Origin of the sequence: Serratia sp. BNK-23, assembly GCF_047456145.1 — a bacterium.
GTDB classification, from domain to species: domain Bacteria; phylum Pseudomonadota; class Gammaproteobacteria; order Enterobacterales; family Enterobacteriaceae; genus Serratia; species Serratia nematodiphila.
Window position 1 is genome coordinate 320207 of record NZ_CP179900.1, and the last position, 25272, is coordinate 345478.

At 50.7% G+C, this 25272-nt stretch carries 17 protein-coding genes and 2 pseudogenes; 14 read left to right on the top strand and 5 right to left on the bottom strand.

Going from position 1 to position 25272, the window contains the following annotated elements; translation table 11 throughout:
- The first annotated feature begins 44 nt into the window (after positions 1 to 44).
- Both dnaB and alr read left to right on the top strand, forming a co-directional pair.
- A complete protein-coding gene (gene dnaB / locus ACMGF9_RS01505) occupies positions 45 to 1469 on the top strand; it encodes a replicative DNA helicase (protein ID WP_025160134.1) in 1425 nt (474 codons plus the stop codon).
- Positions 1470 to 1486: 17 nt separating this feature from the next.
- A complete protein-coding gene (gene alr, locus ACMGF9_RS01510) occupies positions 1487 to 2566 on the top strand; it encodes an alanine racemase (RefSeq protein WP_414160498.1) in 1080 nt (359 codons plus the stop codon).
- Between the two features lie 44 nt (positions 2567 to 2610).
- Here the strand turns inward: alr and ACMGF9_RS01515 are convergent, their stop codons facing one another.
- The gene (locus tag ACMGF9_RS01515) at positions 2611 to 3378 is read right to left on the bottom strand and encodes a transporter substrate-binding domain-containing protein (RefSeq protein WP_015379217.1); all 768 of its coding nucleotides are present in this window, start codon (positions 3376 to 3378) and stop codon (positions 2611 to 2613) included.
- A 215-nt stretch (positions 3379 to 3593) separates the two neighbouring features.
- On the opposite strand from ACMGF9_RS01515, the gene ACMGF9_RS01520 reads away from it, so the two are divergent.
- The 5 genes from ACMGF9_RS01520 to maa all read left to right on the top strand — a co-directional run bounded on the left by ACMGF9_RS01520 (position 3594) and on the right by maa (position 6944).
- The gene (locus ACMGF9_RS01520) at positions 3594 to 4061 is read left to right on the top strand and encodes an Lrp/AsnC family transcriptional regulator (protein WP_004936775.1); all 468 of its coding nucleotides are present in this window, start codon (positions 3594 to 3596) and stop codon (positions 4059 to 4061) included.
- 83 nt (positions 4062 to 4144) lie between these two features.
- On the top strand, positions 4145 to 5338 hold the full coding sequence (locus tag ACMGF9_RS01525) for an amino acid aminotransferase (protein ID WP_041922290.1): 1194 nt from the start codon (positions 4145 to 4147) through the stop codon (positions 5336 to 5338).
- Between the two features lie 125 nt (positions 5339 to 5463).
- Positions 5464 to 5880 carry a secondary thiamine-phosphate synthase enzyme YjbQ gene (locus ACMGF9_RS01530; protein WP_015379215.1) on the top strand — a complete coding sequence of 139 codons (417 nt, stop codon included), beginning with the start codon at positions 5464 to 5466 and terminating at the stop codon, positions 5878 to 5880.
- Between the two features lie 4 nt (positions 5881 to 5884).
- Positions 5885 to 6238: an MmcQ/YjbR family DNA-binding protein gene (locus ACMGF9_RS01535; RefSeq protein ID WP_021505135.1), complete on the top strand. Its 354-nt coding sequence runs from the start codon at positions 5885 to 5887 to the stop codon at positions 6236 to 6238.
- Positions 6239 to 6386: 148 nt separating this feature from the next.
- Positions 6387 to 6944, top strand: coding sequence for a maltose O-acetyltransferase (gene maa, locus ACMGF9_RS01540; protein ID WP_053091215.1), 558 nt, complete (start codon positions 6387 to 6389; stop codon positions 6942 to 6944).
- Positions 6945 to 6975: 31 nt separating this feature from the next.
- Here the strand turns inward: maa and ACMGF9_RS01545 are convergent, their stop codons facing one another.
- Positions 6976 to 8028, bottom strand: coding sequence for an NAD(P)-dependent alcohol dehydrogenase (locus ACMGF9_RS01545; protein WP_004936787.1), 1053 nt, complete (start codon positions 8026 to 8028; stop codon positions 6976 to 6978).
- A 229-nt stretch (positions 8029 to 8257) separates the two neighbouring features.
- Complete coding sequence (uvrA, locus tag ACMGF9_RS01550; protein WP_015379213.1) at positions 8258 to 11086, bottom strand: excinuclease ABC subunit UvrA; 2829 nt, start codon at positions 11084 to 11086, stop codon at positions 8258 to 8260.
- A gap of 277 nt (positions 11087 to 11363) precedes the next feature.
- Here uvrA and ssb1 point away from each other — a divergent pair, with 277 nt between their 5' ends.
- The 6 genes from ssb1 to avs4 all read left to right on the top strand — a co-directional run bounded on the left by ssb1 (position 11364) and on the right by avs4 (position 22126).
- Complete coding sequence (gene ssb1, locus ACMGF9_RS01555; RefSeq protein WP_004936793.1) at positions 11364 to 11894, top strand: single-stranded DNA-binding protein SSB1; 531 nt, start codon at positions 11364 to 11366, stop codon at positions 11892 to 11894.
- Positions 11895 to 12052: 158 nt separating this feature from the next.
- Entirely contained in the window at positions 12053 to 13300 is a 1248-nt protein-coding gene (locus tag ACMGF9_RS01560) for a tyrosine-type recombinase/integrase (protein WP_414160499.1), read from the top strand.
- Positions 13287 to 14825, top strand: a complete 1539-nt coding sequence (locus ACMGF9_RS01565; protein WP_333031554.1) for a site-specific integrase — start codon at positions 13287 to 13289, stop codon at positions 14823 to 14825. The genes ACMGF9_RS01560 and ACMGF9_RS01565 overlap by 14 nt, the downstream gene beginning before the upstream one ends.
- A 16-nt stretch (positions 14826 to 14841) precedes the next feature.
- A complete protein-coding gene (locus ACMGF9_RS01570) occupies positions 14842 to 16875 on the top strand; it encodes an integrase (RefSeq protein ID WP_414160500.1) in 2034 nt (677 codons plus the stop codon).
- Positions 16868 to 17287, top strand: coding sequence for a hypothetical protein (locus ACMGF9_RS01575; protein ID WP_333031557.1), 420 nt, complete (start codon positions 16868 to 16870; stop codon positions 17285 to 17287). The genes ACMGF9_RS01570 and ACMGF9_RS01575 overlap by 8 nt, the downstream gene beginning before the upstream one ends.
- 75 nt (positions 17288 to 17362) lie before the next feature.
- On the top strand, positions 17363 to 22126 hold the full coding sequence (gene avs4, locus ACMGF9_RS01580) for an AVAST type 4 anti-phage nuclease Avs4 (protein ID WP_414160501.1): 4764 nt from the start codon (positions 17363 to 17365) through the stop codon (positions 22124 to 22126).
- Positions 22127 to 22681: 555 nt separating this feature from the next.
- Here avs4 and ACMGF9_RS01585 read toward each other — a convergent pair.
- Both ACMGF9_RS01585 and ACMGF9_RS01590 read right to left on the bottom strand, forming a co-directional pair.
- Positions 22682 to 23503 (bottom strand): abortive infection system antitoxin AbiGi family protein, encoded by an 822-nt coding sequence (locus ACMGF9_RS01585; protein ID WP_414160503.1) that lies wholly within the window; start codon positions 23501 to 23503, stop codon positions 22682 to 22684.
- Positions 23504 to 23648: 145 nt separating this feature from the next.
- Positions 23649 to 24734, bottom strand: a pseudogene (locus ACMGF9_RS01590) (IS3 family transposase).
- Positions 24735 to 24817: 83 nt separating this feature from the next.
- Between ACMGF9_RS01590 and ACMGF9_RS01595 the strand changes: the two are divergent.
- Positions 24818 to 25159: pseudogene (locus tag ACMGF9_RS01595) on the top strand (tyrosine-type recombinase/integrase); the annotation flags it as partial.
- Positions 25160 to 25272: the final 113 nt, after the last annotated feature.

The following is a 25272-nucleotide window of genomic DNA, read 5'->3' on the forward strand; positions in this document are numbered from 1 at the left end:
CGCGTCAAGATCCTTCATTCGCAACCGGATAAAGACTACGTTTCATGGCAGGAAAAAAACCAACCAACAAAACAAACGCGGACGAAACCAGAGAGCGTTCCAGAGATCGTCAGATGGAAGGGCTGAAGATGCCGCCGCACTCGCTGGAGGCCGAGCAGTCGGTGTTGGGCGGTTTGATGCTGGATAACGAGCGTTGGGACAACGTGGCGGAGCGCGTGGTCGCCAACGACTTCTTCAGCCGCCCGCATCGCCTGATCTTTACCGAGATGCAGCGTCTGCTGGAGATGAGCAAGCCTATCGACCTCATCACCCTGTCCGAATCGCTGGAGCAGAAGGGCGAGCTGGACTCGGTGGGGGGCTTCGCCTACCTGGCCGAGCTGTCGAAAAACACCCCGAGCGCCGCCAACATCGGCGCCTACGCCGACATCGTGCGCGAGCGCGCGGTGGTGCGCGAGATGATCTCGGTGGCTAACGAGATCGCCGACGCCGGCTACGATCCGCAGGGGCGCAGCAGCGAAGACCTGCTCGATCTGGCGGAATCCCGCGTATTCCAAATCGCCGAGAACCGCGCCAGCAAAGACGAGGGCCCGAAGGGCATCGAGCGCATCCTGGAAGACACCGTGTCGCGCATCGAGCAGCTGTATCAGCAGCCGCACGACGGCGTGACCGGGGTCGATACCGGCTATCAGGACCTCAACAAGAAAACCGCGGGCATGCAAAAGTCCGATCTGATCATCGTCGCCGCCCGTCCTTCGATGGGGAAAACCACCTTCGCCATGAACCTGTGCGAAAACGCCGCGATGACCCAGGAAAAACCGGTGCTGATCTTCAGCCTGGAGATGCCCGGCGAACAGATCATGATGCGTATGCTGGCGTCGCTGTCGCGTGTGGATCAGACGCGCATCCGTACCGGCCAGCTCGACGATGAGGACTGGGCGCGCATTTCCAGCACCATGGGCATCCTGCTGGAGAAGCGCAACATGTACATCGACGACTCCTCCGGCCTGACGCCGACCGAAGTGCGCTCGCGCGCGCGGCGCATTTTCCGCGAGCACGACGGGCTTAGCCTGATCATGATCGACTACCTGCAGCTGATGCGCGTGCCGGCCCTGTCCGACAACCGTACGCTGGAGATCGCCGAGATTTCGCGCTCGCTGAAGGCGCTGGCGAAAGAGCTGCAGGTGCCGGTGGTGGCGCTGTCGCAGCTGAACCGCAGCCTGGAGCAGCGCGCCGACAAACGCCCGGTCAACTCTGATCTGCGTGAATCCGGCTCCATCGAGCAGGACGCCGACCTGATTATGTTCATCTATCGTGATGAGGTGTATCACGAGAACAGCGATCTGAAAGGGATCGCGGAAATTATTATCGGTAAGCAGCGTAACGGCCCGATCGGCACCGTGCGCCTTACCTTTAACGGCCAGTGGTCGCGTTTCGATAACTACGCGGGGCCACAATACGATGACGAATAATCAGCTAAGGAACTGAAATGAAAGCGGCAACCGCTGTAATCGACCGCCGCGCTCTGCGACATAATCTGCAACAGGTGCGCCGCCAGGCGCCGCAAAGCCGCCTGATTGCCGTTGTGAAAGCAAACGCTTATGGACATGGCCTGCTGGAAACAGCACACACCCTGCAAGACGCCGACTGCTACGGCGTGGCGCGCATCGGCGAGGCGCTGATGCTGCGCTCCGGCGGCATCGTCAAGCCGATCCTGTTGCTGGAAGGCTTCTTCAGCGCCGAAGACCTGCCGGTGCTGGTGGCGAACAACATCGAAACCGCGGTGCACAGCATCGAACAGCTCGAGGCGCTGGAGCAGGCCGAGCTGGCGCGCCCGGTGCCGGTGTGGATGAAGCTCGATACCGGCATGCATCGGCTGGGGGTGCGCCCCGAACAGGCGGAGGCGTTTTATCAGCGCCTGTGCGCCTGCCGCAATGTGGCGCAACCGGTCAATATCATGAGCCACTTCAGCCGCGCCGATGAGCCGGAGTCCGACGCCACCCTGAAACAGATCGCCTGCTTCGAGCAGTTCGCGCGCGGTAAACCGGGCCAGCGCTCGGTCGCCGCCTCCGGCGGCACGCTGCTGTGGCCGGATGCCCACAACGAGTGGGTGCGTCCCGGCATCATTCTGTACGGCGTCTCGCCGCTGGATAACGGCAGCGGCGCCGGGTATGGCCTGCTGCCGGCGATGACGCTGAAATCCAGCCTGATCGCGGTGCGCGAGCACAAGGCCGGTGAAGCGGTGGGCTATGGCGGCACCTGGGTAAGTCCGCGCGATACTCGCCTTGGCGTGGTGGCGATGGGATACGGCGACGGTTACCCGCGCAGCGCGCCGACCGGCACGCCGATCCTGATTAACGGCCGCGAAGTGCCGATCGTCGGCCGGGTGTCGATGGACATGATTTCGGTCGATCTCGGGCCGGACGCCGCCGATAAGGTGGGGGATGAAGCGGTGCTGTGGGGGCCGGCGTTGCCGGTCGAGCGTATCGCCGCCTGTACCGGCATCAGCGCTTATGAACTGATCACCAAGCTCACGCAGCGCGTGGCGATGGAATACATCGGTGACTGATGCGCCGCAGGGGCCGACGTGCGTCGGCCCCGTTTCTCAGCGCGTTACTTCTTTACCGCCAACCACTTGTCGATAATTTTCTGATACTCGCCGGTCGCCTTGGCCAGGTGCAGCCACTGATCCACATACAGTTTCCAGCTCAGATCGTCGCGCGGCAGCATGTAAGCCTTCTCGCCGTACTGCATCGGTTTGGTCGGATTCACCGCGCACAGCTTCGGATAGCGCTTTTGTTGGTACAACGCCTCGGAGGCGTCGGTGATCATCACGTCCGCCTTGCGATCCACCAGCTGCTGGAAAATGCTCATGTTGTCGTGCGTCAGCGTCAGTTTGGCCTTCGGCAAATAGGCGTGCACGAAGGCTTCATTGGTGCCGCCCGCCGGTTCCAGCAGGCGCACCGACGGTTTGTTGATCTGTTCTATCGTGCGGTATTTCTTCACGTCGGTGCAGCGCACCAGCGGGATTTTGCCATCGGTATCCAGCTTGTCGGCGAAGAACACCTGTTTTTGTCGCTCCAGCGTGACGGAGATGCCGCCCATGGCGATGTCGCACTTGCCGGAGACGAAGTCCGGCGTCAGGGTTTTCCAGCTGGTTTTCACCCACTTCACCTTGGCGCCCAGGCTCTTCGCCAGCGATTCCGCCATGTCGATATCGATGCCTTCATAGCCGCCGTCTTCCTTGAGGAAGGTGTAGGGCTTGTAGTCGCCGGTGGTGCAGACCTCCAGGGTCTTTTGCTGCAGCACTTTGTCCAGGTGGGATTGCGCGCCGGCGCTGCCGGCGGCGAGCAGCAGCGCGAGAGGGAGTAACTTTTTCATCTGGCGTCCTTTTTATACATTCGTGGTTTTATGCGTTACTTCGCCGTTAATTGTCGTTTGCCTGCATGAGTTAGCCGTTTTTTATGCCGCTTACCGGCGAAAACGCCGGGCGTTGCTGCTGTACGCGATTTAAGCGCCAGGGTGTGACGTCGGCAACGGTAAAAAAACTGGTAGGCTGTAACGTCAACATTTATTAACACAGTTTACAGGTGGCTATGTACAACATTGACGATTTTGATATGAAAATCCTGACGCTGTTACAGGCCAACGGCCGTCTGACCAATCAGGAGCTGAGCGAGCTGGTGGGGCTCTCCGCCTCCCAATGTTCGCGGCGGCGCATCAGCCTGGAGCAGGCGCAGCTGATCCGCGGTTACCACGCGCGGCTGGCGCCGGAGGCGGTCGGCCTGGGGCTGGTGGGGCTGATCGAAGTCAGCCTGATCACGCACGCGCAGGAGCAGATCGACAGCTTTCATCAGATGCTGGAGGAAGTGGACGCGATCCTGGACGCTTACAAGACCACCGGCGACGCCGATTACCTGCTCAAAGTGGCGGTGGCGGACCTGCCGGCGCTGAGCGAATTCATCAGCCAGACGCTGTCGCCGCACAAAAGCGTGGCGCATATCAAAACGGCGGTGGTGCTCAATCGCATCAAGGAAAACGGTTTATTGCCGGTGGCGAGATAAAGCTAAAACCGAATGCGCTTTTCCGTCTATATTAGGAACGTAACGCTGTGCCCAAAACCACAATAAACCAGGAGAAAAACCCCGTGTTCCAGAACGTTGACGCCTATGCCGGCGATCCCATTCTGTCGCTGATGGAAAAATTCAAACAAGACCCGCGCGCGCACAAGGTGAACCTGAGCATCGGCCTGTACTACGATGCGCAGGGCATCATTCCGCAGATGCGGGCGGTCGCCGCGGCGCAAGCGCAGTTGAACAGCGTCGAGCATGGCGCCTCGGTATACCTGCCGATGGAAGGGCTGCAGTCTTACCGTTCCGCCATCCAGCAGCTGCTGTTCGGCGCGCAGCACCCGATGCTGCAGCAGGGGCGCATCGCCACCATTCAGACCGTCGGCGGTTCCGGCGCGTTGAAAGTGGGCGCCGACTTCCTGAAAAGCTATTTCCCGGATTCGCAGGTGTGGGTCAGCGATCCGACCTGGGAAAACCACGTCGCCATCTTCAGCGGCGCCGGTTTCAAAGTGAATACCTATCCATATTTCGACAGCGAAAGCCTGGGCGTGAAGTTCGACGCCATGCTGGCTGCGCTGAAACAGCTGCCGAAGCACAGCATTGCGCTGCTGCACCCGTGCTGCCACAACCCGACCGGTTCCGACCTGACTCCCGCCCAGTGGGATGAGGTGGTCAAGGTGATCGCCGAACGTGAAATCATTCCGTTCCTCGACATCGCCTATCAGGGCTTCGGCGGCGGCATGGAGCAGGACGCCTACGCCATTCGCGCCATCGCGGCGGCCGGTTTGCCGTGCCTGGTGAGCAACTCGTTCTCGAAGATCTTCTCGCTGTACGGCGAGCGCGTCGGCGGCCTGTCGGTGGTGTGTGAAAGCGAAGAGGCGGCCGGGCGTGTGCTGGGCCAGCTGAAGGCCACCGTGCGCCGCAACTACTCGAGCCCGCCGAACTTCGGCGCGCAGCTGGTGGCCAAGGTGCTGAACGACGCCCAGCTCAAAACCCAATGGCTGGACGAAGTGGAGAGCATGCGCACCCGCATTCTCGAGATGCGTCACGCGCTGGTGGACACCCTGAAGAGCGCGCTGCCGCAGCGCAACTTTGATTACCTGTTGGCGCAGCGCGGCATGTTCAGCTACACCGGCTTCAGCGCGGCGCAGGTCGATCGTTTGCGAGAAGAGTTCGGTGTCTACCTGATCCACAGCGGCCGCATGTGCGTGGCCGGCCTGAACCACAACAACGTGCGTCAGGTGGCCGAGGCGTTTGCCGCAGTGCAGTAACGCCTGTTAGTCTGAACGGACGTTGATCGGGAGCGATAGCGATATCGCTCCTTTTTTATTGCCGGCGCGCCGCCGAAGTTGCCGCAAACCGGAGAGAGAATATACTGATTGAGGGGCGCTCACTCATGTGGCATCAGCAAACGCTAATCCTCAGCGCAAAAGCGCGTGGCTTTCATCTGGTTACCGACGAGATAGTCAACCAGTTAACCCACTTACACCGCCTGCAAACCGGCCTGCTGCATCTGTTGCTGCAGCACACCTCGGCCTCGCTGACGCTCAACGAGAACTGCGATCCCACGGTGCGAGCCGATATGGAGCAGCATTTCCTGCGTCAGGTGCCGGAAAACGCACCCTATCAGCATGACTACGAAGGGCCGGACGACATGCCGGCGCACATCAAATCCTCGCTGCTGGGCGCTTCCTTGACGCTGCCCGTCAGGCACGGGCGGCTGATGTTGGGCACATGGCAGGGCATCTGGCTGGGGGAGCACCGCATCCACGGCGGATCACGCCGTATTGTGGCCACGTTACAGGGGGAATAACCCAATGAATAACAGCGCATTGCTGGAGTACTGCATGGCGAAGCCGGGCGCGGAGCAGAGCGACCAGAACCAGTGGCAGGCCAGCCAGATCAAGGTGGGTGACGTGATGTTCGCCATGGTGTGCGAGGTCGAAGGGCGGCCGGCGCTGGCGGTCAAGTCCAGCCCAGAGCTGGCGGAAAGCCTGCGTGAACACCATCCGGAGATCGTCGCCTGTAACGGCCTGAACAAGGCGCACTGGAATACGGTGTTTCTCGACGGCAACCTGCCGAACTCGCAGTTTTACACGCTGATCGACAGCTCCTATCAGCTGGTGGTGGACGGCCTGCCCGAACACGTGCGCCAGGAACTGCGCGCCTGATTGCCGGGCGGCGGCGCCGCCCGTTTTTCTTCTGTTTTTTTCATGTTAAAGCGTGATCGCGACCTGGGTTTGGGAACGTTCCCTTTTTATTGCGGCACTAAAACAGCTACGCTTGGGCATTCAAGACACGCGGATGAAGGAGGCCGACATGGCCATGAGCGAAGAAAAGCGCAAGATGATCGCCGGGGAACTGTACGACGCCGGCGATGAACTGCTGCGCAGCGAACGCCGGCGCGCACGCCAGCTAACGCATCGCTATAACCACTCCTCGCCGGAAGAGGGCGAGCTGCGCAAACAATGGCTGGGTGAGTTGCTGGGTTGCTATCAGGGCGGCACCATCGAGCCGACCTTCCGCTGCGATTACGGCTATAACATCTATCTCGGCAAGAACTTCTACGCCAACTTCGATTGCGTGATCCTCGACGTATGCGAGGTGCATATCGGCGACAACTGCCTGCTGGCGCCGGGCGTGCATATCTATACCGCCACCCATCCGCTGGACGCCGAGACTCGCGTCGGCGGGGCGGAGTTCGGTAAGGCTGTCAGGATTGGCGACAACGTGTGGATCGGCGGGCGTGCGGTGATCAATCCGGGAGTGACCATCGGCGATAATGCGGTCGTGGCCTCCGGCGCGGTGGTGACCAAAGACGTGCCGGCCAATTGCGTGGTGGGCGGCAACCCGGCCAGGATCATCAAGCAGCTATAAAAAAACGGGCGCCGCCGGGCGCCCGCCGTCATCAGGCGCGCAGCGAGTCGATATCCACCACGAAGCGGTACTTCACGTCGCTTTTCAGCATGCGTTCATAGGCCTCATTAATTTGCTGCATCGGGATCAGCTCGATATCCGACGTGATGCCGTGCTGCCCGCAGAAGTCCAGCATCTCTTGCGTTTCCGCGATGCCGCCGATCAGCGAACCGGCGATGCGGCGGCGCTTCATGATCAGGTTGAACACCTGCGGTGACGGATGATCGTGCTCCGGCGCGCCGACCAGCGTCAGGGTGCCGTCGCGGCGCAGCAAGTTGAGGAACGGGTTCAGATCGTGCTGAGCCGCTACCGTGTTGAGGATGAAGTCGAAGCTGTTGACGTGCTGTGCCATCTCATCCGGGTTGCGCGAAATCACCACTTCATGGGCGCCGAGGCGCTTGGCGTCTTCGATTTTCGACGGCGAGGTGGTGAACAGCACCACATGCGCGCCCATCGCTCGCGCCAGTTTGACGCCCATGTGCCCCAGCCCGCCGAGCCCGACGATGCCGACCTTTTTGCCTGGCCCCGCGCCCCACTGGCGCAGCGGCGAATAGGTGGTGATGCCGGCGCACAGCAGCGGCGCGACGCCGGCCGGATCGAGGTTTTCCGGCACGCGCAGCACGAAGTCCTGATCCACCACCAGATTGGTGGAGTAGCCGCCGTAGGTCACGGCGCCGGTGTGGCGATCCTGGCCGTTATAGGTGCCGGTAAAGCCGTTTTCGCAATACTGTTCCAGCCCCTCATCGCAGCTCGGGCAGCTGCGGCAGGAATCCACCATGCAACCGACGCCGACCAGATCGCCGATCCGGTAACGCGAGACATGGTCGCCGACGGCGCTAACGCGGCCGACGATTTCGTGGCCCGGCACCACCGGGTAAATCGTATTGCTCCATTCATTGCGCGCCTGGTGCAGATCCGAGTGGCAGACGCCGCAGAACAACACCTGAATTTGCACATCGTGGTCGCGCAGGGCGCGCGGCTGGTAATCGAAAGGCACCAGCGCAGACTTCGCGTCATGCGCGGCATAGGCATGGGTAATGTTCATGGTCGCTCCAGTTATCAATGTAGGGGGGACAACGTTTGACCGGCAGCGAAGTGCCGGCGAGACGCGGCCTGAATCAGACAGGGCGGCCGCCGAGGGAACATTGATGATAGAAGCGGTGAGCGCGGAGGGAAATGCCTGAAAATGTCGAAATCTTGCCTGTTTCTGTTCGATTGCGGGGAAACGGGGCAGCGTGCGGACCGCCTGAACGACGGCCCGCACGCCGGCGACATTACTGGTTCAACAGCGGCTTCAGGAAGCGTGCAGTGTGCGATTTCTCGCAGTCGGCGACCGTTTCCGGCGTGCCGGCGACCAGGATCTCGCCGCCGCCGCTGCCGCCTTCCGGCCCCAGATCGACGATCCAGTCGGCGGTCTTGATCACGTCCAGGTTATGCTCGATGACCACGATGGTGTTGCCCTGATCGCGCAGCTGATGCAGCACCGCCAACAGCTGTTGGATATCGGCGAAGTGCAGACCGGTGGTCGGTTCGTCGAGGATATACAGCGTTTGGCCGGTGCCGCGCTTCGACAGTTCGCGCGCCAGCTTGACGCGCTGCGCTTCACCGCCGGAAAGCGTGGTGGCCGACTGGCCGAGGCGGATGTAGGACAGGCCGACATCCATCAGGGTCTGCAGCTTGCGCGCCAGCGCCGGCACCGCGTCGAAGAAATCGCGCGCTTCTTCGATGGTCATCTCCAGCACTTCGTGGATGCTCTTGCCCTTGTACTTCACTTCCAGCGTTTCGCGGTTATAACGCTTGCCCTTGCACTGGTCGCACGGCACGTAGATGTCCGGCAGGAAGTGCATCTCGACCTTGATCACCCCGTCGCCCTGGCAGGCTTCACAGCGTCCGCCCTTGACGTTGAAGCTGAAGCGGCCCGGCGTGTAACCGCGGCTGCGCGATTCCGGCACGCCGGCGAACAGCTCGCGCACCGGGGTGAAGATACCGGTGTAGGTGGCCGGGTTGGAGCGCGGTGTGCGGCCGATCGGGCTCTGATCGATGTCGATCACCTTGTCGAAATGTTCCAGGCCGGTCACTTCGCGGAACGGCGCCGGTTCGGCGATGGTGGCGCCGTTGAGCTGGCGCTGGGCGATCGGGAACAGCGTATCGTTGATCAGCGTCGATTTGCCGGAGCCGGACACGCCGGTGATGCAGGTAAACAGACCGACCGGCAGCGTCAGCGTCACGTCTTTCAGGTTGTTGCCGCGCGCGCCGCTCAGCTTCAGCACCTTGGTCGGATCGGCCTGCACGCGCTGCGCGGGGATGGCGATCTCGCGCTTGCCGCTGAGGAACTGGCCGGTCAGCGATTCCGGCTGCGCCATGATGTCGTCGACGGTGCCTTCCGCCACCACCTGGCCGCCGTGTACGCCGGCGCCGGGGCCGATGTCGATCACGTGATCGGCGGCGCGGATGGCGTCTTCGTCATGCTCCACCACGATCACCGTGTTGCCGAGGTTGCGCAGGTGGATCAGCGTTTCCAGCAGGCGCTCGTTGTCGCGCTGGTGCAGGCCGATCGACGGCTCATCCAGCACGTACATCACGCCCACCAGGCCGGCGCCGATCTGGCTGGCCAAACGGATTCGCTGCGCTTCGCCGCCGGAGAGCGTCTCCGCCGAGCGAGACAGTGACAGGTAGTTCAGGCCGACGTTCACCAGGAATTTCAGGCGGTCGCCGATCTCTTTCAGCACTTTCTCGGCGATTTTGGCGCGCTGGCCGCTGAGCTTCATGTTCTGGAAGAAGGTCATCGCATGGCCGATGCTCAGATCGGAGATCTCCGGCAGCGTGGTGTCTTCGACAAACACGTTGCGCGCTTCTTCACGCAGGCGAGTGCCGTGGCACGAGGCGCAAGGGCGGTTGCTGATGAACTTCGCCAGCTCTTCGCGCACCGCGCTGGACTCGGTCTCTTTATAGCGGCGCTCCATGTTGTGCAGCACGCCTTCGAACGGATGGCGGCGCACGGTGGTGTCACCGCGATCGTTGATGTATTTGAACTCGATAGACTCTTTGCCGGAGCCGCTCAGCACCGCCTTCTGCACGTTGGCGCTCAGGGTGTTGAATGGCGCTTCGACATCGAACTCATAGTGCTCCGCCAGCGAGCGCAGCATCTGGAAGTAATAGAAGTTGCGGCGATCCCAGCCGCGGATCGCGCCGCCGGCCAGCGACAGCTCGGGGTTTTGCACCACGCGATCCGGATCGAAGAACTGCTGCACGCCCAGGCCGTCGCAGGTCGGGCAGGCGCCGGCCGGGTTGTTGAAGGAAAACAGGCGCGGTTCCAGCTCGCGCATGCTGTAGCCGCAGATCGGGCAGGCGAAGTTGGCGGAAAACAGCAGCTCGTCCGCTTTTTCGTCGTCCATATCCGCCACCACCGCGGTGCCGCCGGACAGTTCCAGCGCGGTTTCGAACGATTCGGCCAAGCGCTGCGCCATGTCGTCGCGCACCTTGAAACGGTCGACCACCACTTCGATGGTGTGTTTCTTCTGCAGCTCCAGCTTCGGCGGATCGGACAGATCGCACACTTCGCCGTCGATGCGCGCGCGGATATAGCCCTGGGCGGCCAGGTTTTCCAGCGTTTTGGTGTGCTCGCCCTTGCGGTCTTTCACCACCGGCGCCAGCAGCATCAGGCGCTTGCCTTCCGGCTGGCTCAGCACGTTGTCGACCATCTGGCTGACGGTCTGCGCCGCCAGCGGAACATGGTGATCCGGGCAGCGCGGCTCGCCGACGCGGGCGAACAGCAGGCGCAGGTAGTCGTGGATCTCGGTAATGGTGCCGACCGTGGAGCGCGGGTTGTGCGAGGTGGATTTCTGCTCGATGGAGATCGCCGGCGACAGGCCTTCGATATGATCGACGTCCGGTTTTTCCATCAGCGACAGGAACTGGCGCGCATAGGCAGAGAGTGATTCGACATAGCGCCGCTGCCCTTCGGCATACAGCGTATCGAAAGCCAGCGAAGACTTGCCGGAACCGGACAGGCCGGTGACGACGATCAGTTTGTCACGCGGGATGATCAGGTTGATGTTTTTCAGATTATGGGTTCGAGCACCACGAACTTCGATATTGTCCATTTACACTTCCCGTCTTGATGATACACCGCGCCTGTCGCGATTTTTGCGGGGGATTTTGTGATGGATCTCGCAAAAAACCGGCACAGCCTGGTCGAAACGCATAATTATGACACAAAAAAACCTGAATGAATATCCAGTATGCGAATGCAACAAGGTCGATCGAAAAGACAATTCTGGAATGCAATTCGCACTTATCAACACGGGTGTGGTTTCGTACTCAGCGTGGTAAACTGACGCGTTTATACTGTGTAGAAATCAATCATCGGGAGAAGTGCTCATGGCCAGCAGAGGCGTAAACAAAGTAATTCTGGTCGGGAATCTGGGTCAGGATCCAGAAGTCCGTTACATGCCGAACGGCGGCGCAGTGGCCAACATTACCCTGGCGACCTCCGAAAGCTGGCGTGACAAGGCGACCGGCGAACAGAAAGAGAAGACCGAGTGGCACCGTGTCGTGCTGTTCGGCAAACTGGCCGAAGTGGCGGGTGAATACCTGCGTAAAGGCTCTCAGGTCTACATCGAAGGCTCCCTGCAGACCCGTAAATGGCAGGATCAGAGCGGCCAGGATCGCTACACCACCGAGATCGTGGTTAACGTCGGCGGCACCATGCAGATGCTGGGCGGCCGTCAGGGCGGCGGCGCACCGGCCGGTCAATCTGCCGGTGGCCAGGGCGGTTGGGGCCAACCTCAGCAGCCACAGGGCGGCAACCAGTTCAGCGGCGGCCAGCAGCAGTCTCGCCCGGCGCAGAACAGCGCACCGGCGACCAGCAACGAACCACCAATGGATTTCGACGACGATATTCCGTTCTAGAGTTAACTTGTGAGTCATTTGTAACGAATTCATACGCAGGCCCCTGTTAATTCAGGGGTTTTTTGTTTCTATCGTCGGAAAAAGTGTCTTGTATAAATTGGTGATATTTCACATAAAGTGTACCTTGTAATTGTGTAATGTTTATGGGGTGTGAGTGCATGGAAAAGAACTACAGAGTTACAACATTTGTCATGGATAGTGGCGAGCGCTATTGCATGGTAGTGGATCGTGCTTCTGGGCTTCCCATGTATTACCCCACTCTGTTTCTAACAACTCAAATCCGCAATAGAGGGGATGCTTTTTCAACAATGTTGGCGGCGGCTAGCAACCTGGTTATGATGTTACGTTTTGTAGAGAGTCGCGACATTGACCTTGAGCAGCGGTTTTTGACCAAAGACTTCTTCAAGCCACATGAGCTGGATGATCTGCGAGATTTTGCTCAGTGCAAACAAAGAAAGGGACCATTAACTGTGTCCTCTACCTCTTGGTTGGCAGATGCGATGACCGATATCGTTGATAACGGGACACAGCATTCCCGGCTAACAACGTTTGCCAACTATTTACACTGGTATGCGATGCATATCTTAAAGACGACAGAACTGGAAGTTGTCGAAAAGATCAATGCTATGGCGGCGCAGATAAAGACGCGCCGACCATCTAAAAAGCGCAGAAACCACGACTTACAAGACAGGTCATTGAGTGATGTTCAATTGGACGCGCTATTTGAAGTCGTCCAGCCTAGATCAGAGTTAAACCCTTTCTCAATAGATGTGCAGCGCCGCAATCGGCTGATGATCTTGCTTCTGTTTTATCTTGGCATCCGAGGTGGTGAATTATTAAATATAAGAATACAGGACATAGATTTTAGCGCTAACAGGATCCGTATCGTTAGGAGAGCAGATGAACAAGCTGACTCTAGAACCAATGAGCCTAATGCTAAAACTAGAGAACGGCTCTTACCGTTGGCTGAATCCTTAGCTCAAGAACTGCATAGTTATATCCTCCAAGATCGCCGGAAAGTCAGAAATGCGAAGAAAAATGACTATCTGTTTGTAACTTACAAGAGTGGACCAACTCTGGGAAATCCTATCTCCAAAGGGGGATATCATAAAATTTTTTCCGTAGTCAGGTCTATATCACCGCAATTGTATGCAGCGACAGGACATTCGCTCCGCCACACTTGGAATCGCAAGTTTTCAGAAAGAATGGATGCCATGAATGAGCAAGTCAGCGAGGAACGCCAAGAGCAACTTCGTTCGTACTTAATGGGCTGGAGAGATGGCTCGGGAACCGCAGCGACTTACAACAAGCGTTTCCTTCGGCAAAAAGGTTTTGAGGCCGCTTTGGCATTACAAGCAGGTAACGGCACTAGCTGGCCAGAGGACTTCAAGGATGACCATGAATAACCTCTTACTTGGGTTAGTACCAGAACGAATCCGTGCCAGGGCCAATGGCTACTCTTTTCTGTTGTATGACACATCGTGGACATTGGATAGAAATATCACTATTAATCTTGCTGATATTCACCATTACTTGTCAGATGGGACGCTAGATGGCTGCCTGCGCACACTGGCGTTTTATGCATCCAATCGTTCTTCTTCTCATACAAAAAATATTCTTGAACGGTTTCAGCACATGCTGCGTGAGACTGACGCGAGAGAAATTACTGATACGGTATTGATTAATTATCGGTCGATGCTGTCGCCTGCAACAGAATGGTATCTAGCAACCATCCGTGGCTTTCTTCGATCCTGGCACGAACTGGGCTATCCCGGCATCAGTAAGGAGGTGAACCGCTTGCTAGATGGCTGGACGCTAAAGGGTAATCGTAAGGGGGATGCGGTTAAGCGCATGGATCCTCAAGAGGGGCCACTGACGGATAATGAGCTGACAGCGTTTAACGAGGGGGCTGTTCGGGCTTATGAAAAGAGCTTAATTACTATAGCTGAGTTGGCTATGGCACTTGGCACCAGTCATACAGGACGTCGTCCCATTCAGATCTCGCTGCTTCGTGTAGTCGATGTCCTTTGTGATAAAAATGAAAAGGGAGAGCCCTTCTATGTGTTGAATGTGCCGCGAGCCAAGCAGCGCAGCAGCTCTTTCCGAATAAACTTCAAGCCATTTGCAATATCACTGGAACTATGGGCAATCCTGAGTGCTCAGGCAAGAAATGCGATTGCGCAGGTTGAAAATCGTTTGGAGTTTGAATTGCAGGAAGATGACCGGCAGCAAATCCCTCTTTTTCCTGATCTTGATGTGTTAGATGCCGTCCAATCTCCTTATGAATTCCGCCAACTGCTTGCTACCGACAAACTCCACATTCCCGCCACAGAGATAACCGACACCCTCCAATACATCGTAGAAAAGTCTGGCATCCGGTCGGAACGTACCGGTGAGCTATTACATATCAATGCTCGTCGTTTTCGTTATACCACAGGCACACGAGCTGCCCGGGAAGGCTTTGGCGAGCTGGTGATTGCGGAACTGCTTGACCACGTGGACACCCAAAACGCAGGCGTTTACATCAAGAATATCCCCGAGCATGTGAAAAAGCTTGATGAGGCGGTTGGCTTCCAATTAGCACCATACGCTCAGGCCTTCGTCGGGGCACTTGTCGATTCAGAGAGAGACGCGCATCGAGGTAACGACCCTACCAGTCGTATTCGGACCGAAATGGGTCAGGGTGTTGGTACTTGTGGAGAACATGGCTTTTGTGGTGCCAATGTTCCTATTCCTTGCTACACCTGTATGCATTTCCAGCCTTGGCTGGACGGCCCACATGAAGATGTCTATCAAGGACTGCTCAACGAACGTGAACGGGTGAAAGAAATAACTGGCGACATCCAGATTGCTGCCGTACTTGATCGCAGTATTATCGCGCTGGCAGATGTGATCATGCGTTGTGCAAAACGTCGTGAAGAGCTTAGTTAACAGGGAGCAATAACCAATGGCTGAGATTTTCCTGTTTAAGCCAAAGGCTACGCTGACAGCAGCAGAAAACCTTGAAGCATTCATATCCCAGTGCCGATATCAATTGACTGTATTCGGCTCTGATCTCAATTGGGAAGCTCCTGTTTGGCCAAACATGACTGTATTTGCCAAGTTGGGCATTATTACGAGAAAACCCATACTGGGAGAGACGCAAGACCCTGCTTTCATTGATTTTGCCAAAGCCTATTTCCGTTACCAGCAGGGGCATAGCCTCTCTAGGGCAAAGAATGAAAGTAAAGCCCTCCGTGCGGTTGAGGCGGCTTTGCTTCAAGTAAACGGAAACGCAAATATTGATGGCCTGTCGATTTCTGTGCTGGATGAAGCAGCTGAATTGGCAAAGCATTACTACTCCGATGGCTCCGCATATCATTGTGGCCGTGAGATTGAGCGCCTGGCTAAGTTTGTAGCTGAAAACCAGCTTGTATCAAGTGCTGTACAAAATTGGGTCAATCCAATTAAACGTGCAGAGGATAAGAACAAAACGAGCAGAGAGGCGAAGAAAAATAGGGAAGATAAACTTCCGAGTGATATTGCTCTTAATGCATTGGCGGAAATTTTTGCCAACGACCCAATTCATGAGCGAGACATATTTACAACATCGGTTTTTGCCATGTTGATGTCGGCACCTTCACGTATTACTGAGGTGTTAGCACTGCCTGTGGATTGCGAGGTATTTGAAACGGATCGTGAAGGGATAGAACGATATGGTTGGCGTTTTTTTGCGGGGAAAGGCTATGAGGGTGATATCAAATGGATACCCACCGTGATGGTCGGTATAGCTAAGACAGCCGTAGCTAGAGTTAGAGTGCTCTCTGAAAATGCACGACAACTGGCCAAGTGGATCGAGAAACACCCGAATAAGTTTTACCGCCATGCTAACTGTCCCAGTGTAGCCGATGATGAGCCATTGACGATGAAGCAGGCTTGTATGGCGCTCGGTTTTGCACATCACTCTAAAAAGACGTGCAGGTCGTGTCTTGGTAATCGAGGTTTAGCTAAAGAGGATGGTGTACATACGCTAAATAGCCTGTGGCAGCACACAATAGCGCGTTTACCGGATGGCTTTCCGTGGTTTGATAAAGACAAGGGAATTAGGTACAGCAATGCCTTGTTTGTACTGAACGTAAATCAGTTTCACGGGAACAGAGGATGCATACCAGTTGAGTTACATAAGCCAACCAATAATTTCTTCAACAGTGATCTGACGCCTCGTCTGTCCTTGAAAGGAAAACACGCCAGTATCTTTGATCGCCATGGTTACCATGCTGTAAACGGAGAGCCGGTGAAATTAACCTCACATCAGGCTCGACACCTGCTCAACACCATTACCCAGCGCGGTGGCCTGTCAAACTTGGAAATTGCCAAGTGGTCGGGGCGGGCAGATGTGAAACAGAATCGAACTTACAACCACATGACTGAATACGAACTGGTTGGCATGGCTGAACGCCTTGATCCCACAACAGCGCTATTTGGGCCTGTTGGCGAGGTGGCAAAGCATCTGCCCGTGACTATGCAGGAGTTCAATACCTTAGAGCATGCCGCAGTCCATGTGGCGGAGTATGGCTACTGTGTGCATGATTACACCATGAGTCCTTGTGAGAAATTCCGAGATTGCGTCAATTGTACCGAACAGGTTTGCATTAAAGACGATGATGCTGAAAAGTTGGATCGCATTAAGATACGTCTGGAGAAGTTGGAGCGACTGTTTTTTCTTGCTGACGCAGCAGTGGAAAGTGGTGAGATAGGAACTGATCGCTGGTATCAGTACCACAAGAAAACTGTTACCCGGTTTCGTGAACTAGTGGCTATTTTAGAGAATCCAGACATTGAAAATGGTGTCCAGATTAAGCTCCGGGGCAATGATTTCAGCCAGCTTCGCCGTGTTGTCGCAAAGACGTCTATTGTGACCATCGAGCAAAAAGGCAAAGAAAGTGAAGAAGCTGTGATGTTAGATGATTTGACAACTTTGTTAGGAGGTGGCCTTGGCTAAGCATCTGGACAATAGAGACATTAACGCCATCGTAAATCTAATTCGAGGATGGAAGGAACCAAAACTGTCCTGGTCAGCAATTTGTGAGGCGGCAGAACCATTGGTCGGAAAGTTGCCGTCAAGACAGTCCCTTAATGCACATGAGGCAATAGTGACTGCCTATCAAACAAAGAAAGAGGCGCTTAAAGGCCGTGGCCCCAAAAATCCGCGCCCAGCTAGTTTGAACATTGCAGCCGCGAGGATTGTGAATCTTGAAAGCGAAATCGAAGAGCTTAAGGAAGAGAACCGGAGGTACAAACAACAGTTTGTGATCTGGCAATACAATGCATACAAACATGGAATGACAGAACATCAACTTAATGCGCAGCTGACAAAGATTGACCGTGAGCGCTCTGATGGAGAAAGAAGATAGTTGCTGAGTACGATATCGAGGGTGCATTTCTCTGTGTAGGGGCAGTTATTTACAAAAAAATAGGAGAATAATTAAATGGTCAAACCAAACTGGGGTAACTTTAAAGCTAAATTTAGTGAGAATCCTCAAGATAATTTTGAGTGGTTTTGCTACTTGTTGTTCTGTCAAGAATTCAAAATACCCGCAGGTATATTTAGATATAAGAATCAATCTGGTATCGAAACTAATCCAATAACCAAAGATAATGAACTTATCGGTTGGCAATCTAAATTCTATGACACAAAATTGTCGGATAACAAAGCTGATCTTATAGAAATGATTGGGAAAAGCAAAAAGGCTTATCCAGGATTAAGTAAAATCATTTTCTATACTAATCAAGAGTGGGGGCAGGGGAGAAAGTCCCATGAACTTGAAGACGATAAGAACGCTGATAATTATTCGGAAACTGTCGGAAATAGTAACGATCCCAAAATAAAAATTGAAGTTGATCAGAAAGCATATGAGTCGGGTATCGAAATAGTATGGAGAGTTGCTAGTTTTTTTGAATCACCGTTTGTAATAGTTGAGAATGAAAAGATTGCAAAACATTTCTTCTCCCTTAATGAAAGCATCTTTGATTTATTAGAAGAAAAGCGCAAGCACACAGAAAATGTTTTATATGAAATTCAAACCAATATAGAGTTCAAAGACAGAAGTATTGAAATTGACAGACGACAATGCATAGAACTTCTAAATGAGAATCTAGTTCAGAAAAAAATTGTCATCGTCAGCGGAGAAGGCGGGGTTGGAAAAACAGCAGTTATCAAAAAAATTTATGAAGCAGAAAAACAATGCACTCCTTTCTATGTCTTTAAGGCTAGCGAGTTTAAAAAGGACAGCATTAATGAGCTATTCGGTGCGCATGGCTTAGACGATTTCTCTAATGCTCATCAAGACGAATTACGTAAAGTCATAGTCGTAGATTCTGCTGAAAAGCTTTTAGAACTGACCAATATCGATCCTTTTAAAGAATTCCTGACTGTTTTAATAAAGGATAAATGGCAGGTTGTTTTCACAACCCGTAACAACTACTTGGCAGATCTGAACTATGCTTTCATAGATATTTATAAGATAACTCCTGGAAACTTAGTAATAAAGAACCTTGAACGCGGCGAGCTAATAGAGTTATCTGATAACAATGGATTTAGCCTTCCTCAAGATGTTCGATTATTAGAACTAATCAAAAATCCATTTTATTTAAGTGAATATCTGAGGTTCTATACCGGTGAAAGCATCGATTATGTGAGCTTCAAAGAAAAGCTTTGGAATAAGATTATCGTCAAAAATAAACCTTCTCGGGAGCAGTGTTTCTTAGCGACTGCTTTTCAGCGGGCTAGTGAGGGCCAATTTTTTGTCTCCCCGGCATGTGATACTGGAATTTTAGATGAGTTAGTTAAAGACGGAATTGTCGGCTATGAAGCTGCTGGTTACTTCATTACACATGATATATACGAGGAATGGGCATTAGAAAAGAAAATTTCTGTCGATTATATCCGTAAAGCGAACAATAACGAGTTCTTCGAAAAGATAGGAGAATCACTTCCTGTTCGCCGTAGTTTTCGGAATTGGATATCTGAACGATTGCTTTTAGATGACCAGTCCATAAAGCCTTTTATCGCAGAAATAGTCTGTGGAGAAGGAATATCAAAATTTTGGAAAGACGAGTTATGGGTAGCTGTCCTTCTTTCCGACAATTCAAGCATATTTTTTAATTACTTTAAACGATATTTACTTAGTAGTGACCAGAATCTTTTAAAAAGACTTACTTTCTTATTGAGGCTTGCTTGCAAGGACGTTGATTACGATCTTCTTAAACAGTTAGGTGTAAGTAATTCAGATCTGCTTTCCATTAAATATGTTCTTACTAAGCCTAAGGGAACTGGTTGGCAGAGTGTGATCCAATTTATCTATGATAATTTAGATGAAATCGGGATCAGAAATATTAATTTTATACTTCCGGTGATTCAAGAGTGGAATCAAAGAAACAAAGTGGGTGAAACGACTCGATTATCTAGTTTGATAGCCCTAAAATATTATCAATGGACTGTAGATGAGGATGTCTATTTATCCGGAAAGGATAATGAGAAAAATATTCTGCATACGATTCTTCATGGGGCGGCCATGATTAAACCTGAAATGGAAGAGGTTTTAGTTAAGGTTCTTAAAAATAGGTGGAACGAGCACGGTACCCCTTATTTCGATCTTATGACCTTAATCCTTACTGACTTAGATTCACATCCGGTTTGGGCATCTCTCCCGGAATATGTTCTACAATTGGCAGATCTGTTCTGGTATCGGCCACTTAAAGAAAAAGGCGAACGTTATCACAGTATGGATATTGAAGATGAGTTCGGTCTATTTAGGTCTCATCACGACTATTATCCAGAAAGTCCATATCAGACTCCTATATATTGGTTACTACAATCACAGTTCAAAAAAACAATAGACTTTATTCTTGATTTTACGAACAAGACAACGATATGTTTTGCCCACTCCCACTTTGCTAAAAACGAAATTGAAGAAGTCGATGTCTTTATTGAGGAAGGAAAGTTTATAAAGCAATATATATGCAATCGTCTGTGGTGCTCATATCGAGGAACACAGGTCTCTACCTACTTACTTTCATCAATTCATATGGCATTGGAAAAATTTTTTCTTGAGAATTTTAAAAATTCAGACTCGAAAGTGTTGGAAAGTTGGCTTCTCTTTTTGTTAAGAAATACCAAGTCAGCTTCTATTTCCGCAGTAGTTACGAGTATTGTACTTGCATTCCCTGAGAAGACATTCAATGTAGCTAAAGTACTATTCCAAACAAAGGATTTCTTCCATTTTGATATGAATCGAATGGTTCTAGACAGAACACATAAAAGTTCATTAATCTCCCTCAGGGATGGCTTTGGCGGTGCAGATTACAGAAACTCTTTGCACGAAGAAGATAGAATTAAAGCTTGCGATGATGTGCATAGAAATACTTATCTTGAAAATCTTGCCTTGCATTATCAAATTTTCAGGAGTGAAAATGTAACGGAGAAAGATGCCATTGAAAGGCAACAAATGCTCTGGGATATTTTCGACAAATACTATAATCAGCTTCCAGATGAAGCTCAAGAAACTGAAGCCGATAAGACGTGGAGGCTCTGCTTGGCAAGAATGGATCGGCGAAAGATGAAAATAACTACTAAGGAGAAAGATGAAGGGATTGAGATATCATTCAATCCTGAGATTGACCCTAAACTAAAGCAATATAGTGAGGAAGCAATAAAGAAAAATTCCGAGCATATGAAGTATGTGACGCTGAAACTATGGGCAAGCTATAAAAGAGAAAAGGATGAACGTTATAAGAATTATGGAATGTATGAGGACAATCCGCAAATTGCTTTACAAGAGACCAAAGAAATAATAAGCAAGCTTAATGAGGAAGGGGATGAAGATTTCCGACTATTAAACAGTAATATACCAGCAGACGTTTCTTCTGTATTACTATTAGAATATTTTAATCAGTTGAATAATGAAGAGAGAGAATACTGTAAAGATATTGTTCTAGCGTATTCTAAACTTCCGTTGAAGGAAGGCTATAATTATCAGGTACTAGATGGAACAACCTCGGCAATTTCAGCCTTACCTGTGATTTATCATAATTATCCAATGGAAAGGGAGACTATAAAAACAATATTACTTTTAACACTGTTTAATGACCACTCTATTGGAATGGCAAGTGGGCGCTACTCAGTATTTCCTAGTATGGTGATTCATAAATTATGGCTAGACTATTTTGATGATATGCGGTCTCTATTGTTTGGTTTTTTGATTTTAAAGCCAAAATATGTAATCCTTTCAAGAAAAATCATTCATGAAAGTTATCGTCAAGTAGACTATGACATTAAAAAAATAAATATTAATAAGGTGTTTTTAAATAACTATAAGCATTGCATATCAAATGTCATCGATAATAAAATATCTATAGATGATTTGGGAAGTATGGATAAAGTTGATCTGCATATTTTGAACACAGCTTTCCAATTAATTCCAGTTGATACTGTTAATATTGAACATAAGCAATTGGTTTCCTTAATTGTTAAAAGATTTTCTACAAGCCTATTGTCAAGTGTTCGAGAAGATAGAGTTGATTACGCTCTTCGGCAGTCTTTCTTGGAAAGATTTGCCTACTTTACGCTTCATGCGCCCGTGAGCGATATTCCCGATTATATAAAACCTTTTCTTGATGGTTTCAACGGTTCAGAGCCTATTTCAGAGTTATTTAAAAAATTTATTCTCGCCGAAGATAGAATAAATACTTACACCAAATTTTGGAAGGTTTGGGATTTGTTTTTTGATAAAGTGGTTACTTTGTGCAAGGATGGAGATAGGTATTGGTATGTAGATAAAATTATAAAAAGTTACCTTTTTGCTGAATCTCCATGGAAAGAAAATTCTAATGGTTGGCACACATTTAAAGATAGCAATAGTCAATTCTTTTGCGATGTATCTAGGACTATGGGTCATTGCCCTTCAACTGTATATTCTCTTGCCAAATCTTTGAATAACATTTCCAGTTGCTATCTTAATCAAGGTATAACCTGGCTTTCAGAAATATTGTCGGTTAATAAAAAGTTATGGGAAAAGAAATTGGAAAATGATACTGTTTATTATTTAGAATGTTTGGTTAGGCGGTATGTTAACACTCAGCGTGAGCGAATTAGACGAACCAAACAGTTGAAAGAAGAGGTCTTAGTAATATTAGATTTTTTGGTAGAGAAAGGATCGGTTGTTGGTTATATGTCACGGGAAAATATTCTGTGATGTAGTTGAAAGTAATAGTTTTAATGAGCGCTTTTCCAATTTAGGCTCCAGGGATTGGAGCCTTTTTATTATCGAATAGATTAAGATTATATAAATCAATCAGTGAAAAGCAGCAAGGCTCGACGCTCTTGAATGTTCACTCCATGATGAATTCTTTGATTGCCACATAAATAACAAGAGCAAGCACAAGGTGTGCAATAAATTTTCCCTAAAACTTTCGGCGATTTATCCACTCCAGTTCGGTATTTTTCTCGCTTGAATTTTAAACGAGATATATGGTGACGGCGCCATGCCCGATTTCTAGCCATTTCCATCCACTCCAACCTTCTAACGCGGCGTTATACCGCGTCCTTATCAATCTTCGGAGTTTGATATCAACCTGATTTTCCATGAGTTCCTCGGCATAAATCAATAAAGTGAGTATTATGTCAAAATTAAATTTATGGATATATTGGATGTTATTACTTTTAATCTATCATTCAAGCTGATCTCTATAAGGTTGATTACTTGAACTAGTAATGGTAAATTTATTAACAAATGTGCTAAGTAGATGTGCTAGAAATCTTGTTTTACTTTATCCATTGTTAAAATTTTACTTATTATAGAAGGTTTGTAGCTCTCTGTGCTCATAAGGCAAGTTATCAATCTAGAAATGTGACTATCATCTGGGATAAGTATATATTTAATATCTTCGAAACAAAAATTAATACCAAATTCAGAAAACTTTCTACTTAAATTAGCCTTCTCTTCAGGTTCCACCACTTTCTCTAAACTTAGGCTAGGCCATAAATCGCCAATAAATGGATGTGGGACATATCTCCATTCTTTTTCGTCAGCGTAGATATAATTTTCAATAGGTTTTTTGTTTGGCCGTTCTAATTTTCCTTTATAATTTTTCATATAGCGTAATAAATTATAAAGGTCAGCGTACTCTTCTTTAAGATTTTCAAAGTGCTTACGCTCTTTATTATCAAGGGTATATCGCCTCGACCATAGAGGAATCAAAACATCCTTTAGTTTTCTTATTCTTTTATTATACTTTGAAAACAACTCACTGCCTTGATTCATATATAGAACAGGATGAAGATCATTTTTCTCAGCCCATTCTTTTGTTAATCCAAATCCAAATCCACCATATTTGCTGCTATGATCTTGAATTTGAGAAAGCTTAATATCACAGAATGAAACCATTGGCACCGCGAAATCTCTTCTTCCTTTTACTCCAACTATTCGCTCACGGGCAAGGAATGGTTTAAAATAAAGTTCTGTTAAAATGCTATAGAATGCCTCTTCATTTTTAGTAAAGTGAAACAACGTTGTTGGATGTAAACTGTTAACTGCTTGTATAACTATTTCTTGGTTTTCTATAGCACTCATATATTACCTGTTCCATAGCGTAAAAACCGACTTAGGAGAGGTTATCATAGTTGTCTTTGTACTGTAAGCACACCTGTTTTAGTTCCGCGCACTTTTTGAGCATTTTTGGTTTTTGACCCTGGCCCAAAATCAATTCAATGCTAAATCAGAGATCTTCGTCTTTCTGGAGACTTTGGATAAATTCAGCCGGAGTCATGTCATTTAATGATGAAAGTGCTCTCTCATGATTGTATTCCCTGCGCCAGTTGTCGAGTTTGTCCTGCTCATCTTCCAGTGACAGAAACCAGTGAATGTTCAGACATTCGTCCCGTAGGCTACCGTTAAATGATTCAACAAACGGGTTATCTGCCGGTTTTCCGGGACGTGATAAGTCCATTGTGACACCGTGTTCATACGCCTATTTATCCAGACTTTTCGTGCCGTTATCCGTCTGAATGCTTACTGGAAGGTGCTTATCCAGCACTCGTAATGCTTCCATTATGCTGACTACATTCTCGCCTTTCAGCGATTTTCCGGCGTGGATCGCCAGACACTCCCGACTAAAAATATCCACTACAGTCAGCGCCCGAAAACGCCGCCCATTAAACAGATTATCCGACACGGAATCCATACTCCAGCACTGATCGACACCGGTCAGGATGGGGCGCTGTTGACGATGTGCTGCACTGACATGCCTGTGCGAGCGCTTTCTGCGCAGATTGAGGCCTTCCAGACAGTAAATCCGGTGTGTTTTCTTGTGGTTAACCCGCCAGCCTTCCCGCCGTAACTGAATATGAATACGCGGGAAACCGTAGCGGATCCGGGTTTCCGCTATTTCCCTGATGCGTAGGGTAATCGCCCGATCATCCCGCCGACTCTGCCAGTGGTAAACGGTTCTGCTCTGCATCAGCAGTCCACATCCCCGATGGACACTGATACGGTAAGCCTCCCGCAGGAAATGTACCGCCTGACGCTTCTAAGCCGGCCTCAGAACTTTTGCTTCAGTACCTCCTGGTCATCTCTTTGTCCAGACTCAGGTCAGCCACGAGCTTTTTCAGCCGCTGATTTTCATCCTCCAGCTGTCGCAAACGACATAGTTCTGTCAGGTTCAGACCAGCGAATTTCTTCTGCCAGTGTAAAAAGTGGCCTTAGAAATACCCATCTTTCTGCAGACTTCCCCGACGCGAGTACCGGTTTCGGCCTGTTTCAGCGCAAACGTGATCTGTTCTTCGGTATAACGGGTCTTTTTCATGGTGATGTGCCTCTCTGTGAGATGGAAGAAAGACCGGAAACTTCAGTTTAGCATGGCACTGTTTTCAGGGAGGAGATCAATGTGATGTTGCATGTGGTGGCTCTGTTTCAAGCAGAGCTATGGTGTTGCAACAAAAAACCGGTAGCTCTGTGCAATTTGACATAACCAAAGGGACAAGAGAGGCTGTTGCTGCATTGATAAAGCTTGGCAATTTGCTTAGTAAAGACTTCTTGTTTCGGTCTCGGGGCGGAACTAATCAGCACATATCAACCCGACAATACAACCGAATTTTTCATGGGTGGGTAGAACAGCTTGGTCTCGAAAATTCGCTTTACAGCACACATTCCATGAGAAGAACAAAACCTTACCTGATATACAAGAAAACTAAGAATCTCCGGGTGCTCCAACTTCTATTTGGCCATTAGAAATTGGAAAGCACAGTCCGTTACCCCCTTAGTTAAGGGCGGGAGATTAGCTGAAGTGCACCGGTGAGGATTCATGTTGGGTATGCGGTTTTGTTTACATAAATTGCTAAAAA